Here is a 17,705-nt window from a genome sequence, read left to right as displayed (position 1 = left end):
GCATGACGGACGATGACCCTCGCGATTTGGCTGCGCATAGCCGCGATCGTGATCGGCACCCTGGCGCTGGCCGCGCTGGTCTGGTTCGGCGGCCCGTTCATCGCCGTCGGCGAGGTGCGCCCGTTCGAGTCGCTCTGGGTCAGGCTGCCGCTGGTGCTGCTGATGGCGCTCGGCGCGCTCGCCTGGATCGCCTGGATCGTGATCAAGCGCCGGCGGGCGATGGCGGCCCTGAGCGAGGCGCTCGCCAAGGAAGAGGAATCCAGCGGCGACGGCGCGGCGCTCGCCGGGGCGATGCGCGACGCGCTCGCGACCCTCAAGCGCGCCCGCGCCAAGGATGGCGGCGATTACCTCTATGACCTGCCCTGGTACGTCATCATCGGGCCGCCCGGCGCCGGCAAGACCACGGCACTGGTCAATTCCGGCTTGAAATTCCCGCTGGCGCGCGGCGCGACCCCGGCCGCCGTCGCCGGCGTCGGCGGCACGCGCTATTGCGACTGGTGGTTCGCCGAGCAGGCCGTGCTGATCGACACGGCCGGCCGCTACACGACGCAGGACACCGACACGAAGGCCGAGCGCGCGAGCTGGCTCGCCTTCCTCGACCTGCTCAAGACGAACCGGCCGCGCCAGCCGATCAACGGCGTCATGGTCGCGATCAGCGTCGAGGATATCCTGACCGCGACGCCGGAGCAGGTCGCGGACCATGCAGACGCGATCCGCAGCCGCCTGCTCGAGCTGAACGAGCGGCTCAAGGTCGATTTCCCGGTCTACGCGATCTTCACCAAGGCCGACCTGATCGCCGGCTTCAACGAGTTCTTCGGCAACCTGACCGAGCCGCAACGGCGCATGGTCTGGGGCCATACCTTCCAGACGCTCGACAAGACGCGCAACATGATCGGCGACGTGCCGCCGGAATATGATGCGCTGATCGAGCGGCTCAACGAGCGCCTGCCCGATCGGCTGCAGGACGAGCACAATCCGAATGCCCGGGCCCTGCTCTTCGGCCTGCCCAGCCAGATGGCAGCGCTGCGGCCGAAGATCGTCGATTTCCTCGGCCGTGTCTTCGAGCCGACGCGCTATCACGCCAACGCGACGCTACGCGGCTTCTACTTCACCTCCGGTACGCAGGAAGGCACGCCGATCGATCAGCTGATCGGCGCGCTCTCGCGCAATTTCGGCAGCGACCATGCGGCGGCCGGCGCCTATTCCGGGCGCGGCAAGAGCTATTTCCTCACCGATCTGATCCAGAAGGTCATCATCGGCGAATCCGGCTGGGTCTCGACCGATCTCGGCGCCGCCAGGCGCAGCACGCTGCTGCGCGTCGCCGGCTTCACCGCAATCGCGCTCGCGGCCCTGACGGCCGCCGGACTGTGGTGGATGAGCTATTCGCGCAATAGCGACCTGATCACCGCGACCAATTACGGGCTCGCCGATTATCGGACGAGCGCCGCGCCGGTGCTGCAGGAGACGACGATTTCCGACCGCAATTTCAGCCGCATCCTGCCGCTGCTGCACAAGCTCAGGCACATGCCGGCCGGCTATGCGGTCAAGGACGAGCCGACGCCGGTGACGGCGACCTTCGGACTCAGCCAGCGCGAACGGCTCGAAGCCGCGACCTTGGTCAGCTACCAGGAAGCGCTGGAGCGCATGCTGCGCGCGCGCATCATCTTCCGGCTGGAAGAGCAGCTCGAGGCCAATATCAACAATCCCGGCTTCGTCTACGAGGCGCTCAAGGTCTACCTGATGGTCGGCGGCCAGGCGAAGCTCGACCGCGACCTGGTGATCTCCTGGATGCGGCTCGACTGGGCCGAGAACCTGTTCCCGGGCGCGGCCAATGCCAAGGGGCGCGAGGCCCTGGAGGAGCATCTCGTCGCCATGCTCGATCTCGACGAGGGCGACCGCGAGCCGATCGTCAAGCTCAACCAGTCGCTGATCGAGAATTGCCAGCGCACCTTGCGCCGGATGAGCATCGCCGAGCGCGCCTATGAGATGCTGCGCACCCAGGCGCGCGGCGAGCAACGCGACTGGGTAGCGTCGCAGCGCGGTGGCTCGGATGTCCGGCTCGCCTTCGAAGGTGTCGGCGGCGAGGATCTCGATGCGATCCGCGTGCCCTATTTCTACACCTATGGCGGCTTCCAGAACGCCTTCGTCGACCGGCTCGGCGATATCGGCGAGCGGATCGAGAAGGAGCGCTGGGTTCTCGGCGACAATGTCGACCAGGCGGCGATCACCGCGCAATATGCGACCCTGTTCCAGGACCTGCTGAAACTCTACGCCCGCGACTTCACCGCCACCTGGCAGAAGACGCTCCGCCGGCTGAAGCTGCGCCCGCTCAATGCCGACAAGCCGAAATATGTCGCGCTCAGTGCCATCGCGGCGCCGACCTCGCCGTTTAAGCAATTGCTGGAATCGGTGCGCGACGAGACGCAACTCACCAAGGAACGGCCAAGCGCGAAGGCCGCCGCCGCGAAGGCCGGCCAGGCCGCGGCGGAAGCGCTGGACAAGCGGGCGAGCGATGCGCTCGGGCGGCTCGGGGCCAACCTGCCGCTGGCAGCGCCCGGCGTCGACCGGATCCTCGCCAGCGGCGGCAACGAGGCGCTCGGCGCCAATATCGAGAGCCAATTCAAGCAGTACCATGTGCTGGTCGATGGCGATCTCGGCCGCCGGCCGGTCGACCAGCTCCTGCAGATCTTCGCCGAGATCAACCAGAACCTCGCCATCGCCGCGACGACCCCGGCGCAATCGGCCGCCGCGAACGCCGCGCTGGTGCCGCTGATCGCGTCCCTGCGCGCGAACTCCTCGCGCTATCCGGCGCCGTTCGACGGCATGATCGTCCAGGCGGTCAATGATTTCGAGGGCGACGCGACGGGCGCGACGGTCGCGTTGCTGCGCCAGGCGCTTGGCGACCAGGTCTCGCGCGTCTGCGCCGACATCGTCACCAACCGCTACCCCTTCGTGAAGGCGAGCGCGCGTGACGTGCCGCTGGCCGATTTCGCCCGGCTGTTCGCGCCCGGCGGCATCATGGACAAGTTCTACAAGGAGCGGCTCGAACCCTATGTCGACAGCTCCAAGGAGCAGTGGAGCTGGCGGGTCGACAGCCGCGTCGCCCGGGCGCTCTCGCCGACGACGTTGCGCGAGTTCCAGCGCGCCGGCGAGATCAGGGACGCCTTCTTCCCGACCGGCGGCAACCTGCCCTCGTTCCAGATGATCGTGATGCCGACCGCGCTCTCCTCCGACGCAGCCAGCGCCAAGCTTGAGATCAACGGCTTCAGCGTGATGAGCCAGCAGGGCGTCAACACCCCGACCCCGGTGATGTGGCCGGGCGCCGGAGTCGGGCGCACCGCGGTGACGCTGACCCTCGGCGGCGCCAGCAACAATGCCGGCGGGCTGTTCGGCGGCGGCTTCTTCTCCGGCGGCTCGTCGTCGCAGCCGCAGGGCGAAGCGAAGCTGTTCGAGCGCGACGGCGTCTGGTCCTTCTTCCGCCTGCTCGATGCCGGCTCGGCGCTCAAGCAGGGCGACAATGTCGTGCTGACGCTGACGGGCGGCGGGCGGCAGGTCGCCTATCAGTTCGGCGTCGGCTCGCTGAAGAACCCGCTCGTGCTGCCGGCCTTGCGGGAGATCCGCTGCCCTTCGGGGATCTGAGATGAGCTGCGGGCTGTTCGGCAAGCTTCCGGACAAGCGCGATTTCATCGCCGTCAACGCTCCCGGCGCCTTCCTCAAGGCCTATGAGCCCTGGCTGCAGGGCGGCCTGAGCGCCAGCCGGCTCGAACTCGGCGCCGGCTGGCAGGACGCGTTCCTGAATGCGCCGATCTGGCGTTTCTGGCTGGGCTCCGCCTATTGCGGCAGCACGGTCGCAGGCGCCTTCATGCCCTCGGTCGACGGAGTCGGCCGCTATTTCCCGCTCACGGTCTTCGCGCTCGCCGGGACCGGCGGCGCCATCCCCGCGCCCGAGCTCGATCCGCAGGATGCCTGGTACGCGCAGGCGGAGGATTTCCTGCTGCAGGCGCTCGAACCCGACGCGACCTATGCGGCGGTGACGCAAAGGCTCGCGGCGCTGCCCGCGCCCAACGATCAGGTCAAGGCCACGCCGCCCAAGGACATGGTGCGGCTCTCGGACGGCACCATCGTCAGCGCGCTCACCTCCTCCGGCTTTCCCGAACGTCTCACCGCCTTGCGCCTGGAGGACCATGCGCGCTCCTATGCGCATGCGAGCTACTTCTGGACGATCGGTGGCGAGCATTTCGAACCGCTTGCCCTTGTCGGCCAGGCGCTGCCTAATCCCTATCTGTTCAGCGGGCTTTTGACCGGCCGCTTCGACGCGTTCCTCAAGTAGGGTCCGTGCTCATGAACGATGTCAGCACCACCACGCCAGCGTTCGAGACCGGGGCGATCAGCCATCCCGGCCGGGTCCGCAAGGCCAATGAGGACCATCTGGTGACGCGGCCGGAATTCGGCCTCTGGGCCGTCGCCGACGGCATGGGCGGGCACGAGAACGGCGCGCTCGCCAGCGCGACCGTGGCGGCGGCGCTGGAGGGCATCGGCACTGCCAGCTCCGCGCCCGACCTGCTGGCGCGGCTGGAAGGCGGCGTGCTCAAGGCGAATGCGGAGCTGCGCGGGATCATCGCGCAGAAGGGCGGCGCGCCAATGGGCTCGACGCTGGCGGCGCTGATCGTGCACGAGCGCCACTTCGCCTGCATCTGGTCGGGCGACAGCCGGATCTATCTCGTGCGTGGCGGCCGCATCCTGCAGGTCTCGCACGACCATACCGAAGTGCAGGACCTGGTCGACAAGGGCGTGCTGACGCCGGACGAGGCGAAGCACTCGCCGCGCCGGCACATCATCACCCATGCGATCGGCGTCCATGACCTGCCCGAGCTCGATCTCAACAATGGCGAGCTCGAGAGCGGCGACATCTTCGTGCTGTGCTCGGACGGGCTGACCGAACATGTCTCGGACGAGGAAATCCTGCGGGCGGTGAGCGATGCCGCTCCACAGGCCGCCTGCGACGTTCTGCTCGCGCTGACGCTGGAGCGCGGCGCGCGCGACAACGTCACCGTCATCGTCGTGCGTTACCGGCGCGATGACGGCACGAAGACGCGCTGGGTGCCGAACAAGAGGAGCGAGAAGCTATGAGCGACTCCGACCGCACCGTGATCGCGCCCCGCTCCGGCATCGTGATCGGCACGAGGCTGAACGGCATCTACGAGATCGAGCGGCTGATCGCGACCGGCGGCATGGGCGAGGTCTACAAGGGCCGCGCGATCCAGACCGGCGACGCCGTGGCGATCAAGATGATCCGGCCGGAGATGGCGCAGAACGAGAATGCGCTGACGCTGTTCCGCAAGGAGGCGGCGGCGCTGCACAACCTCTATAACGAGGCGATCGTCCGCTATTACGTCTTCACCATCGATCCGGCGACGCAATCCCCCTATCTCGCCATGGAATTCGTCGACGGCCAGGCGCTATCCGACCGGATCGGACAGGGGCCGATGGATTTCGAGGAGGTCGATATCCTGCGCCGGCGCATCGCCAATGGCCTGCATGCGGCACATCTGATCGGCATCACCCATCGCGACGTCTCGCCCGACAACATCATCCTGCCCGGTGGCAATGTCGCCCGCGCCAAGATCATCGATTTCGGCATCGCCAAATCGAGCCTGATGGGTGAAGGCACGGTGATCGGCAGCGGCTTCGCCGGCAAGTACAACTATGTCTCCCCGGAACAGCTCGGGCTGGAAGGCGGCGAGGTCACGCCGAAATCCGATATGTACAGCCTCGGCCTGGTGCTGGCCGGCGCGCTCACCGGCCGGGCGCTCGACATGGGCGGCACGCAGATGCTGGTGCTGGAGAAGCGCCGGCGCGTGCCGGACCTGAGCGGCGTCGATTCCCGCATGCGGCCGCTGCTGGCGCGCATGCTGGCGCCGAACCCGGACGACCGCCCGGCCGACATGGCCGAGGTCGCGGCCTGGATGCCGAAAGGGTCGAGACCGGCCGCCGGAACAGGCAATGCCGCCTCCCGGCGTTCGCCTTGGCCGATGGTCGCCGGCCTCGGCGCGCTCCTGCTGCTCGCAGGCGGCGGCTTCTATGCCTGGACGCTGATGCAGCCCGAGACGGTGGCGGGCGGTGGCGGCAAGGAGCCGCCCATGCTGACCGGCGCAGATAGCGGCGGGGGCGGCACCAGCGTGGGCGGCGGCACGCCCGCCTCGCAATCCGCCGCAGCGAGCGGCCAGGCCTCCTCCGGCCCGCCGCCACTGACCGAGAGCGGGCAGAAGCCGGCCTCGACCCAGCAGCAGAGCCAGCAGGAGCCCAGCTCCCCCGGGTCATCCAACACACAAGTCGCGGTGAGGACCGAGACGGAACAGCCGAAGGGCGGATTTCAGAGCGCACCGCCAGTCGCGCCGCCCGTAACCCCGCCGCCGATCGCGACCGGCCCGGGGCCCGGCGCAGGAGCAAGCTCCGCAAAGCCTCCTGTCACGCCGCCTGTAACCCCGCCGCCCGTCGCGACCGGTCCGGGGCCTAGCGCGGGAGCAAGCTCCGCAAAGCCTCCGGTCACGCCGCCCCCGGTGCTGACCGGCCCGGGCTCGACCGCTGGCGCGGGCGAGAAGCCGCCGGTCATGCCGCCCCCTGTCACGCCGCCACCGGTCGTGACAGGCCCCAGCTCGACGGCCGGCAACACTGCGGGCGAAAAGCCCCCGGTCACACCGCCCCCCGTCACCGGCGACAAGCCCGGCACCAAGCAGGCCTCGAACACCGAAGCTCCGCCGCCGCCGAGGATCGATCCCGAGCCGCGCACGCCGGCCGAGCGCATCGAGCGCTATATCAGCAGCTATGATGGCGGGCCCTGCTTCTTCCTGTGGCCGACTGACGTCGCCGCGCAAAAGGCCGATCTCGAAGGCTTTGGCAGCGGGGCCGAGCCCTTCGTCACCTTCGACACCGCCTTCAAGCAGGCGCAGGGCTTCGAAGCGCAGATCAGCCTGCGCCCGGTCACGGCGGCGCAATGCCCGATGGTCGATTTCCTGCGCCAGCTCGGCAGCCGGATCGACCGCAATCCCAGGCTCCAGATCGGCGCCTTCACGATGAAGAGCGGCGACGTGCTGAGCGGCTCGGTCGAGACCGACGGCAAGCAGAATCTCGACGTCGTCCTGATCGGCGACGACGGGATGGTCTACAATCTCGCGAGCTTCCTGAAGCGCGAGGGCGGCAAGGCGAATTTCGGGCTGAAGCTTGAGGCGACGGGCACCGGGGCCAAGCCGCAGACCGTGCTCGCGCTGGTCAGCCCGGCGCCGCTGCCGACGCTATCGGGCCCCAATCCTGCGCCGGCGACGGAGTTCTTCGCCAATCTCTCGCGCGACATCGCCCGGCTCGACGGCAAGCTCGGGCTCGGCGTGAAGTATTTCCGGATCGAGTGACGGCTTGACCGTCATTGCGAGGAGGCGCAGCCGACGACGCAATCCAGGGGGGCGGGTGCCCGGCCGCCCCGGGATTGCTTCGCGGAGCCTGTACCCGGGCTTGCCAAAGGCAAGACCCGGGTGCTCGCCAAGACCCGGCTGCTCGCAAAGACGAGACGCCTCAATTCTCCCGGTAGAGCACACCCCACTGATCCTGCCAGAGGCCCTCGGCATCCTCGACCACGATCGGTGCCTTGATCTCGTTGGCGAGCTTGATCGCGACCCGGAAGGCATCGACCGCGTCCATCTCGTCGCTGACGAAATCTTCGTCGAGATGGCCGTGGGCCAGGTCGGCGGGGCAAGCGATCTTGCCGATGGTCTTGCCCTCGTGCCGGGCCAGACTCAGCGTGATCGCATCGGGTTGCGGCTCATCGACCTGCTCGAACCGGTTAGCCATGCCTGAACCTCCTTTAAGACGCCCCGGTCGGGGCGGGTGAAAGCCTATTTCGTTCCGCCCGGCCGCTGCGCCGCCTGCGCGCCCCAGAGCTTGCGGACATCGCCATAGCGATCGAGCCGGACCTTGATCATGTCGTTGAATTTCTTGTGCACCTCGGACAGGGAGAGCGTCTTGGTCTCACCGCCGGCATCGGCATAGAAGATCGGCCGGTTGGCCTGGGCCGGGCGCGGCAGCAATTCGGCGGCCTTGGCGCCGGGCGTCTCTTCCATGGTTTCGATGAAGGTCTGGGCCGCATCCGGGCCGAGGAAGTGGATCAGGTAGATCTCGCCGCCGGTCAGGTGCCGGCCCATCGCCTTCTCCAGGCGCAGCGTGTCGCGCTTCAGCATCTCCCCCGCCAGCAGCGCCGAAATATAAGGCTCGCGCCTGAGATCGAGGATGCGCTGGCGCTCATTGGCGTCGGCGATGGTGAACTGCCGGCCGGACCGGCCGATCAGCCGCGCCTCGTTGGCGAGGCCATGGCGGGGGCCGAACTCGTAGATCACGCCGAGCCAGGTCTGCTCGATGAACTGATAGAGGCCGGTGGCGGATGAGGTTTTCGCCTGCACCGCGGTCGAGAAGGCCGATTCCTTGTCGGCGACGGCCATCAGCAAGGTCGGATCGGCACCGACGACCCGGCCGGCACGCACGATCATATCGACGAGATGGCGGCGGATGCGGATCGGCCCGAAGGTGAGCAGTTGATCGGGATCGCCGCCGGCAACGACAGGGGCCTGCGGGATCTGGCTCTTCAGCGGGCCCGGGCCGGCCGGCAGCTTGGGCGGCACCAGGATGATGTTGGAAGGTGGCAGCACCGGCGGCGGCGCGATCGCGGGCACCTCGGGCGCGTTGCCCTGCTGCTCCTGGATATTGGCCAGCGAAGGATCGTTGCGCAGCGCGAATTGCGTCGCCTGGCGCGCGGCTTCGAGATCGCTCTCGACCGAGGAGAGGATGAGCGTCGGGCGCGCCACAGCCTGCAGCGCCGGCGCATCCTCGGCCGGCAGCACATCCTCCCGCGCGGGTTCAGGCCGCAAGGTCGCGATGGCGAAGCCGGCAGCGACCACGAGGGCCACCGCACCGCCGCCGGCGCCGAGCGCCACCAGCACGGTGCGCCTGGATGAGGTCGGCGCCTGCGGCGCGGCTTGAACGTTCGGCGCCGAAGCCGGCTTGCCGATCGGCTTGGTCGGGCTGCTTCCCTTCGCGCCAACCGTAGCCGCTGCCGCAATCGGTTCCTGTCGCTCCGCGACGCGCCTGGCGATGGCCATCAGCCAGGCCGGGCCGTCGCCACCAGCCTTGTCCTTGAGCGCCGTCAGGTCATCGACCATCCGCCGGGCCGCGAGCGCCGAGAGTTTTGCCTCGCGCTCCAGCTGGCCGCTTGCCGCCTTGGCGCCCTGCTCGGTCACGGCCTTGATCGCGAAGAACCAGAGCTGCAGGGAGGTGCGACGGCTGTCCAGCGGCGTGCCGGCAGCTGGATAGATCAGAAAATGGCAGTGTTCGCAGGCATAGGCCCGCAGCTTCGGCCGGGGCGCAAAAGTGGAGGGCTTGCCGCAGGCCTTGCAGGTGATGCTGACGCCGCCTTCCCGCGCACGCATCAGCGCGTCGAGGCAGGCATCCTCCTGAAATGCGACCCGGAACTGCTCGAAGCGCTGGCTCATCCCTGGCGACCGCATGGAGATGGTCCCTCGCGCGGGTCAGGAAGGATACGCGCGAACCCGGAACCCGACAATGTCAGCCTGACAGCAGCGCAAGCCGCGCCACATCCTGCGAATGCATGAGCACCTCCTGTTCGGTCACGCGCTCCGGCAGGCCCGGGGGGGCGCGGCCGGAGGCCTTCGCTTCGGCCAGGAAGCGGTTCAGATCCTCGAGCAGGGTCGCGGTGTCGCGCGTGCCATCCATCAGGCAGACGAACTTGCGGACGATCAGGCTGTCGAGCTCGACCGAGCGATGGCGCAGATCGGTGACATAGGCCGAGGTTTCGGCCTGCCAACGCGCCACCGCGCTGGCGACCGGCCGTTCGCTGATCACATTCGCGACGCGCGGCGCCTCGCGATGGATGTCGAGCAAGCCGGCCCTGAAGATCGCAACGAGCGCGTCGTTCAGCCGGGCCGCCTCGCGCTCACCGGCAGCGCCACTCTCGCGCAGGGCATCCGCGACCAGCTCGGCATGGGGAATGCTGCCGGGCCAGGCGGCGCCCAGCGCGCGCAACGCCGCCTTGCAGGAAGCCAGATCGATCGAGAGCCGCGCACCCGCCCCGAACTGGAAGCGATCGACGCCCGGCCGCCTTTCCTCCTCGGCGACCTCGACCGGTCGTACATCGGCAGCGAGATGGTAGGGCGCGAGGGATGCCGCGGTGATCCCACGCCGCACGACGATGTTGTCGCGGCATAGCAGGGTCTCGCGGAAGGGGCGGCCGATCAGCAGGTCGAGCGACTGTTCCCGCTCCAGCGGATCCTCGGCGGTGATCGTCGCCAGGAGCTGCTGGGCCGGGCCACGCGCGGCGCCGAGCTGGTTGGGAAAGGAGGCCTCGGCCAGGAATTTCAAGCCGTGACGGGCCGCATCGGCCAGGATCTCGCGCAGGGTGAAGGCGCGGGCGTCGGGGTTGAGATCGTCATGGTAGAGCACCGCATCGGGCAGCTCGTCGATCTGCTGGAGGCGCAGGCGCAGCGCGGCGCCATAGAACGAATCCGGGTCACTCGCTTCCGCGAAACGCTTCAGGGAGGCGCGCGCCACGCGGACACGCTCCTGCGGATCGGAGACATCGCGCGTCTGGAACAGCATGACGTCCCGCGCGATATCGCGCAGATGGCCGCCGGGCTGGGCGTTATAGCTGACATAGGCGACGCCCTGCGGAGCGAGCAGCTCGCCGAAGATCGCCAGGATCTTGTCACGCACCTGCGACGGCACCCAGGAATAGACGCCGTGGACGATGATATAGTCGAAGCGGCCGAGCTCCGCCGCGACATTCATGATGTCGCGATGCTCGAAGACGATATTGGCGAGGCTGAGCTCGCCGGCATTGCGGCGCGCCAGCGCGATGGCACTCAGGCTCAGGTCGATGCCGACGAACTGCGCGCCGGGATACTGGAACGCCATCGGAATCAGGTTGCCGCCACTGCCGCAGCCGAGTTCCAGCACGCGCATCCTCGCCAGCGGCGCCGGGTCCATGCCGTGGAAATGCGCGATCGTCCCGAGCTTGTCGGGGAAGGTCTGCGAGAAGGCATGCCCCGGATAGGCGACGGCGTCGTAGGGATTGGATGCGACGTCGTTCATCCCGCCTCCCCGCTCAGCAGCCGATGACCTTGAACTCGACCCGGCGGTCGAGCGCATCGCTGGCATCGTCCCGGCCGGTGCCGATCAGGTTCTCCTTGAAGCCCATGCCGGTCGCGATCATGCGGTTGCGGCTGTCGGGCGCGCCGATCTGGAGCAGCTCCATCACGAACTGGGCGCGCAGAACCGAGAGGCGCTCGTTCACCTGCGGCATGCCCGTGCGCGAGGTATGTCCGACGATCTCCAGGCAGGAGCCCTTGACGCGCGCGCGGGTCGCGATCTGGCTGAGCCACATCGGATAGGGCTCGGTGACCTGCGGGCTGTCGATGAACTGGGTCGTGCCCGGCTTGAACAGCAGCTTGACCATGATCTGGTTATTGGCGAGCCCGTAATCGATCAGTTCGCCGAAAGCATCGACGGCATCGTCGCGGCGGCCGAGCTTGGAGGCGGAGAGATAGGTGCCGATCCGGACGCGGTGCTGGTCGCCGCCCGGCAGGCCGCGCGCCGTATGATAGAAGGCGAGCGCCTCGCGATAATGCTTCGCGTCGTATTCGACGATGCCGTCGCTGATCAGCGCCGCGGCGCGCAGCCGCTCCGCATAGACCGGGTCGACCGGATCGCCAAGCTTCGTGCCCTGGCAGGTCTTGATATAGGCGTCGGTCGCCTGGTCCTTCGCCCAGACGGGAGCGTCCTGATAGTATTGTGTCGGGGTGACATCGACGCCATCGGGCTTCGCCCGCGCGACACCCTTGGAGACGATGCTCTTCGATTTCAGATCGGCGAGCGTCAGGCAGATGCGGAACGCGTCGCGCGGCCCGGCATTGTCACCCGCGTTGTTGACCGCAGTGAAGGTGCCGATCAGCACGATCGGCTCGCGCGCCAGCACCTCCGAGGAGAAGGGCTGCACGACGAAGCGCGGATGCGATTTCTGCACGATCTCGGTCAGCGTCTGCTGCATCGAGCGGGTCGCGGCCGATTGGGCGCCGGAAATGCCGTCGATCAGCGGGTCGATGACGAGCTCGACGCGGTCCCCGGCGATATTGGCCTTGGCGAAGAGGTCGGTCGCCGCCCGCTGCAAGGCCTCCGGATAGGGGATAGGCGTCGGCGGCGGGGCGGGCTGGGCCAGCGCATTGCCGGCCAGCAGAAGACCGAGGGACAGCGCTCCGCAGCGCGCGAGCAAGGCTGACAGCATAGGTGTCCGATCGGTCATCGCCTTCACTCCATCACGATCCGCCCGAAATCTCGTCCTTCATTCGGAGGAGGCACCGGGTCGCTCGGCGAAAGACGAGCGTCCGGAGCCGGTCAGCGGCACTGCTTGAGCTGCTCGCGACTGGCGGCCGAGATCTCGCCGAGCTGGGCCTTGAGCAGGATCTCCGCGCACAGGCTCGCCTTCGGCTTGCTCTCCTGATTGACCAGCAGCTCGCTCGGCTTGCGCTCGGTCGCGAGACGGTCGGGGCGCTGCGGCGCGACCAGCGGCACCGGCGGCGGCACCACCTCCTGCGCCGGCGGCGCGATGATCAAGGTGCCGAGCCTTGCGGCCATGGCCTGTTCCTGCGCGCGGCGCTCGTCGGCGAGTCGGGCCCGCTCCGTCTCGAGCGCGGCGAGCTCGCTCTCGCGTTTCGACAATTCCGTGGCGAGGCGCTCGCGCTCGGCCTTGTCATCCACCCTGGCTGCGACCGGAGGAGCTGCCGGCGGCACGCCCGGCACTTGCGGACGCTCGACCGGGGCGGCCGCCTCGCCGCTGTCGCGTTTGGCGAGATCGATCGCCGCCTGCCTGCGCTCTTTCTCGGCGCGCTCGAGCCGTTCGAGCAGCACGCGCTCGCGCTCGGCGAATTCGCGGGCGAGGCGCTCGCGCTCGCCGGATTCGAGCGAGCGGCGCTCGATCAGATCGAGCCGGGTGCGGGCATCGAGCACGAAGAAGCTCTGCGGATAGCGCTGGATGAAGGCCTTCAGCGCGGTGGCATCGTCGCTGGCGCGGATGCGGCGCCAGACATCGGCGTCCGTCTCCTCGCGATTGATGTAGAAATCGCCGAGCAGGGAGAGCGAGAGCTCCGGCGTCTGGCGGCCACCGGTCGTGTCGTAGACGATCTTCTGGACGCGGCGGAACAGGGTCGCGACCTCCAGTCCGGGCTGCTGGATCTCCTGGACGAGGGCGGCGGTGAAGGGGCTGTTGCGGCCGGCGCCGTCGGCAGCGACGTCGTTGGCCTGCGTCGCGTAGGCAATGACCATTCCCTGTGCCCGCGCCACCGGGGCAAGGCCGTTTCCGACCGAGAAGCCGCGCGTCGCCTGTTTCTTGGCGAGCTGGCTGACGAAGGGATTGTTGCGGCAGGCGTCGAGCACCATGATCTTGACGCCCTTGGCGAAGTTGAGCGCGGTGACGACATCGGCGAGCCGGGTGGTCTCGTACTGGACGCTGACCTCGTCATCGACGCGCGCCTCGATCGGCACCAGATAGTTCTCGCCATTGAACTGGAAGCCGTGGCCGGCATAGTAGAACATCACCGCCTCGGCGTCCTGCGCCAGCCGGGCGAAGCGGGTCAGCGCGCTGTCCATGCCGCGCTTGTCGAGATCGATGCCGTCGACCACTTCGAAGCCGACCCGGCGCAGCGATGCGGCCATGTCGCGGGCATCGTTGACGGTGTTGGGCAGGGCCGGCGCGTTCTTGTAGGCGGAATTGCCGATGACCAGCGCGACGCGGCGCTCTTCGGCCAGCGCCGGGACCGAAGCGACCAGCGCCAGGAGCGCGATCAGAGCGCAAAATCTTATGATTGCGGCCATGACACCATTCCTGCCTCAGCGTAACAGACAATCCCAGCAACAATCCAGAACAAAGCCGCATTCCGGAGCCGGCTTTCGGGAACTCTACTGCGCCCGCCATAGGCGTATTGCTTGCTCCCAAGACTAGCGGCTGTTAACTTCGTCACAGTCCGGCGCAAGCGGAGACGGTGCCGATGCTAGGGGTTCGGCTGAGCCTGGTTCTGGGTGCGATCGCCTGTCTCGCCGCCTCGACCTTATCCGGCTTCGCGCAGGAGCGGCCGCGCCAGCGCAGCCCCGCGCCGCCCGATGCCAAGCTCTCCTTCGTCGGCCTCGAGAACAACGCCAAGGTGCCGAGCAAGCTGACCGTGCGCTTCGCCGTCAGCGGCATGGAGGTCGTTCCCGCCGGGACGGTCAGGCGCAATTCCGGCCATCATCATCTGCTTATCGACAGCGACCTGCCGGCGCTCAACCAGCCGATCCCGAGCGATTTCAACCATCTGCATTTCGGCAGCGGCCAGACCGAGACCGAAATCTCGCTGCCACCAGGCCGGCACAGCCTGCAGCTGCTCTTCGCCGACCAGGACCATGTCCCGCACGACCCGCCGGTGATGTCGGAGAAGATCTTCGTCGAGGTTGCCGACGCTCCCGAGGAGAAGGCCCGCAGCGCCGCGGCGCCGGGTGCGAGGGTCTTCTTCCGCGACCTGCAGGACGGCGCGACGATCCCGACACGCGCGATCATCCGCTTCGGCGTCGAGGGCATCGCGCTCGTTCCGGCCGGCACGAAGAGCGAGAATGGCGGCCACCACCATTTGCTGGTTGATACCGAGCTGCCGGCGCTCGACCGCGAGATCCCGAGCGATTTCAACCATATCCATTTCGGCCGTGGCCAGACCGAGACCGAGCTCAGCCTGCCCCCGGGCGAGCATACGCTGCAATTGCTGTTCGGCGACCATGAGCACGTGCCGCATGATCCGCCGATTATGTCGCCGCGCATCAAGGTCCGGGTCGTGGCGGGCCCCGTCGACGGAACGCGCGCCGTCATCGCCCCTCCTCCCGTCGAGAAGCCGGCGGGGCGCACGCCCGCTCCGAACGACGCCGCGGTCTATTTTGTCTATCCGCGCAATGGCGAGACGATCTATCCGAACTCGACCATCCGCTTCGGCCTGCGCAACATGGGCGTCGCGCCGGCCGGCGTGGTGAAGCCGAATACCGGGCACCATCATCTGCTCATCGACGTGCCGACGCCGCCGCTCGACGCCGCGATCCCGGCCGATCTCAACCATATCCATCTCGGCGGCGGCCAGACCGAGCGGCGCATCACCTTGCCGCCGGGCAAGCACACGCTGCAGCTCATCCTCGGCGACGACCAGCATATCCCGCACGATCCGCCGGTGGTGTCCGAGCGCATCGAGGTCATCGTCGCCACCCGCATCAAAAAGCCGGGCCGGCGCCGATGAGCCCTCTCGCCCTCCGCCGGAGCAGGACCATGCGAATTGCGCCGCTTCTTGGCCTGAGTGCCCCCTGCCTCGCCGCGCTGCTGCTCGCTGTTCCCGTCGTCGCGCAGACCGCGCAACGCAAGCCGGCGCCGCGCAATGCCGTGGTCTATTTCCACTATCCGCTCGACGGGCTGCGCGTGCCGGAGCGCTTCACCGTGCGCATGGGCTTGAAGGAGATGGGTGTCGCGCCCGCCGGCATCGACCGGCCGCTGACCGGCCATCACCATTTGCTGATCGATGTCGACGCGCCGCCGAGCGACCAGCCGATCCCCTCCGACTACAACCATATCCATCTCGGCAACGGCCAGACCGAAGTCGTGGTCACCCTGCCGAAGGGCCCGCACACGCTGCAGCTCCTGCTCGGCGACTCCACCCACACACCGCATAATCCACCGGTGATATCGAAGAAGATTACGGTGTATGTTCGCTAGGAGACCGTTCGCGAATTCTCAAACGGTCTCCGATGAGTGGCGGACTCCGGCCGCGCCGATGCGTCCGGCTTGGTGAGGGTGATCGACTGCATGGCCTTGCATCGCTGCCTTTCGCTTGTTGGCGCCACGCTCGCCTGTGCGCTGGCCTGGCTCTCGCCGCCGGCCCTGGCTCAAACAGGCGCGGCTGAACAGCCGGCCCGGATCGCCCTCGTCATCGGCAATTCCAGCTACGGCCAGGCCGCTCTGCCGGAGGCCGCCAGCGATGCGCGCTCCGTCGCGGAAACCCTGCGTCAGGGCGGCTTCGATGTCGTCGCGGCGGAGAATGCCGACACGGCCGCGATGCAACGGGCCGCCGCGGAATTCGCCGGCAAGCTGCGGCGCGGCGCGCAGGTCGTGGTCTTCTATTCCGGCCATGCGGTCCAGTTCCGCAACCGCAACTTCCTGGTCGCGCCCGAGGCGCAATTGCGCTCCGCGCAGGACGTACCGCGCGAGGCGCTCGACCTCGACCGGATCCTCGATCCGCTGATCGTGGCGCGCCCCGCAAGCGCGGTCATCGTGCTCGATGCGAGCCTCGACAATCCCTGGCAGGACGGCATCGCCAAGGGCGTGAAAGGGCTCGCGGCAATCGAGGCGATCGAGAATATTGCCGCAGTCTTCGCCGCCCCGCCCGGGCGGACCGTCGCCGCCGGGCCCGGCAGAAGCAACGCCTTCGCCGATGAATGGCTGAAGGCGATCCGTACGCCCGGCCTCGACATGGCGGCGGCGCTGATCCGCACCCGCGACGCCGTCACGCGGCTGACGCGCCGCGGCCAGCAGGTCTGGGTCTCGGCCGCGCCGGCGGCAGGACTGATCGTGACGCCCGTCAACCGTCCAGCCGCCGTCGCCTCGCGCACGGTGATCTCGCCGGCCCCGCCTCAGAGCGGCAGCGGCGATCAGGCCGACGCGTTCGAGCTCTCCTTCTGGGACACGATCCGCAACAGCGAGAATTCCGCCGAGTACCGCGCCTATCTCGACGCCTATCCGAACGGGCGCTTCGCCGCGCTCGCCCGCGCGCGCGAGCAGCTCTACCGGCAGAAGCCGGGAGCAGCGGCTGCGCCGGCGCCGATCCAGGCGCCCGCCGCGACGCCGGCCGCCGCCCAGGCGCAGGCGAAGACCCTGCGCGACTGCAGCTTCTGCCCCGAGCTCACACTGATCCCGGCCGGCAGTTTCGAGATGGGCTCGAACGAGATGTTCGAGTTCGAGAAGCCCGTGCATCAGGTCACGATCCGCGCGCCCTTCTATCTCGGCACGCGCGAGGTCAGCTTCGCGGAATGGGATTCCTGTGTCGACCAGGGCGGCTGCAGCCAGCGCCCGAGCGACCGCAATCTCGGCCGCGGCCGGCGCCCGGTGACCGACGTCTCCTGGGAGGATGCCAACGCCTATACCGCCTGGCTCTCGGCCAAGACGGGCAAGCGCTATCGGCTGCCGACCGAGGCCGAATGGGAATATGCGGCGCGCGCCGGCTCGAACACGACCTATCCCTGGGGCCGGAACCTCGACAAGGAGATGGCCAATTGCCTCGGCTGCAATGCGCAGCAGCGCCGGCAAACGATCGAAAGCGGCCAGTATCCGCCCAACGCCTTCGGCCTCTACGACATGGCGGGCAACGCCGCCGAATGGGTCGCCGATTGCTGGGGCGAAAGCTATCGCACGACACCACGAGACGGCAGCGCCTATACCGCGCCCGCCTGTCGGGAGCGCGTGCTGCGCGGCGGTTCGTTCAACAATGATCCGCGCTACCTGCGCTCGGCCGCCCGCTTCAAATACGAGGCCGATGTCCGCTTCTACACCAACGGCTTCCGCGTCTTGCGCGAGCAGTGAGATCTTGCGGGCGCAG

At 68.2% G+C, this 17,705-nt stretch carries 12 protein-coding genes; 7 read left to right on the top strand and 5 right to left on the bottom strand.

Annotated elements, in window-relative coordinates; genetic code table 11:
* Positions 1-12: 12 nt before the first annotated feature.
* Genes tssM through EV560_RS36110 form a run of 4 tightly spaced genes read left to right on the top strand, consistent with a single transcriptional unit; the run spans position 13 to position 7,406 of the window.
* The gene (gene tssM / locus EV560_RS23120) at positions 13-3,639 is read left to right on the top strand and encodes a type VI secretion system membrane subunit TssM (protein WP_131858167.1); all 3,627 of its coding nucleotides are present in this window, start codon (positions 13-15) and stop codon (positions 3,637-3,639) included.
* Between the two features lies 1 nt (position 3,640).
* A complete protein-coding gene (gene tagF / locus EV560_RS23115) occupies positions 3,641-4,330 on the top strand; it encodes a type VI secretion system-associated protein TagF (RefSeq protein ID WP_131858166.1) in 690 nt (229 codons plus the stop codon).
* 11 nt (positions 4,331-4,341) lie between these two features.
* On the top strand, positions 4,342-5,130 hold the full coding sequence (locus EV560_RS23110) for a PP2C family protein-serine/threonine phosphatase (RefSeq protein WP_131858165.1): 789 nt from the start codon (positions 4,342-4,344) through the stop codon (positions 5,128-5,130).
* Entirely contained in the window at positions 5,127-7,406 is a 2,280-nt protein-coding gene (locus EV560_RS36110) for a serine/threonine-protein kinase (protein ID WP_207908095.1), read from the top strand. The genes EV560_RS23110 and EV560_RS36110 overlap by 4 nt, the downstream gene beginning before the upstream one ends.
* 160 nt (positions 7,407-7,566) lie before the next feature.
* Here EV560_RS36110 and EV560_RS23100 read toward each other — a convergent pair whose 3' ends face one another.
* The 5 genes from EV560_RS23100 to EV560_RS23080 form a co-directional block, all read right to left on the bottom strand.
* Positions 7,567-7,842 carry a hypothetical protein gene (locus EV560_RS23100; protein WP_131858164.1) on the bottom strand — a complete coding sequence of 92 codons (276 nt, stop codon included), beginning with the start codon at positions 7,840-7,842 and terminating at the stop codon, positions 7,567-7,569.
* 44 nt (positions 7,843-7,886) lie between these two features.
* On the bottom strand, positions 7,887-9,533 hold the full coding sequence (locus EV560_RS23095; RefSeq protein WP_131858163.1) for a transglycosylase SLT domain-containing protein: 1,647 nt from the start codon (positions 9,531-9,533) through the stop codon (positions 7,887-7,889).
* Positions 9,534-9,606: 73 nt separating this feature from the next.
* Complete coding sequence (locus tag EV560_RS23090) at positions 9,607-11,148, bottom strand: methyltransferase domain-containing protein (RefSeq protein ID WP_165923587.1); 1,542 nt, start codon at positions 11,146-11,148, stop codon at positions 9,607-9,609.
* A 13-nt stretch (positions 11,149-11,161) separates the two neighbouring features.
* Positions 11,162-12,355, bottom strand: a complete 1,194-nt coding sequence (locus EV560_RS23085) for an OmpA family protein (protein ID WP_248312161.1) — start codon at positions 12,353-12,355, stop codon at positions 11,162-11,164.
* Positions 12,356-12,447: 92 nt separating this feature from the next.
* The gene (locus EV560_RS23080; protein WP_131858161.1) at positions 12,448-13,923 is read right to left on the bottom strand and encodes a caspase family protein; all 1,476 of its coding nucleotides are present in this window, start codon (positions 13,921-13,923) and stop codon (positions 12,448-12,450) included.
* A gap of 173 nt (positions 13,924-14,096) precedes the next feature.
* Between EV560_RS23080 and EV560_RS36475 the strand changes: the two genes are divergently transcribed.
* From EV560_RS36475 to EV560_RS23065, 3 genes are all read left to right on the top strand, one after another.
* Positions 14,097-15,359 (top strand): DUF4399 domain-containing protein, encoded by a 1,263-nt coding sequence (locus EV560_RS36475; RefSeq protein WP_131858160.1) that lies wholly within the window; start codon positions 14,097-14,099, stop codon positions 15,357-15,359.
* Positions 15,360-15,388: 29 nt separating this feature from the next.
* Entirely contained in the window at positions 15,389-15,829 is a 441-nt protein-coding gene (locus EV560_RS23070) for a DUF4399 domain-containing protein (protein ID WP_131858159.1), read from the top strand.
* Between the two features lie 90 nt (positions 15,830-15,919).
* Positions 15,920-17,689 (top strand): SUMF1/EgtB/PvdO family nonheme iron enzyme, encoded by a 1,770-nt coding sequence (locus tag EV560_RS23065; RefSeq protein WP_131858158.1) that lies wholly within the window; start codon positions 15,920-15,922, stop codon positions 17,687-17,689.
* The last annotated feature ends 16 nt before the right edge of the window (positions 17,690-17,705 follow it).

The sequence above is a fragment of the Allobosea sp. BK604 genome (genome assembly GCF_004341515.1).
Lineage (GTDB): Bacteria > Pseudomonadota > Alphaproteobacteria > Rhizobiales > Beijerinckiaceae > Allobosea.
Note: the sequence above shows the minus strand (reverse complement) of the source record. Positions and strands in the feature narration are given on the sequence as shown.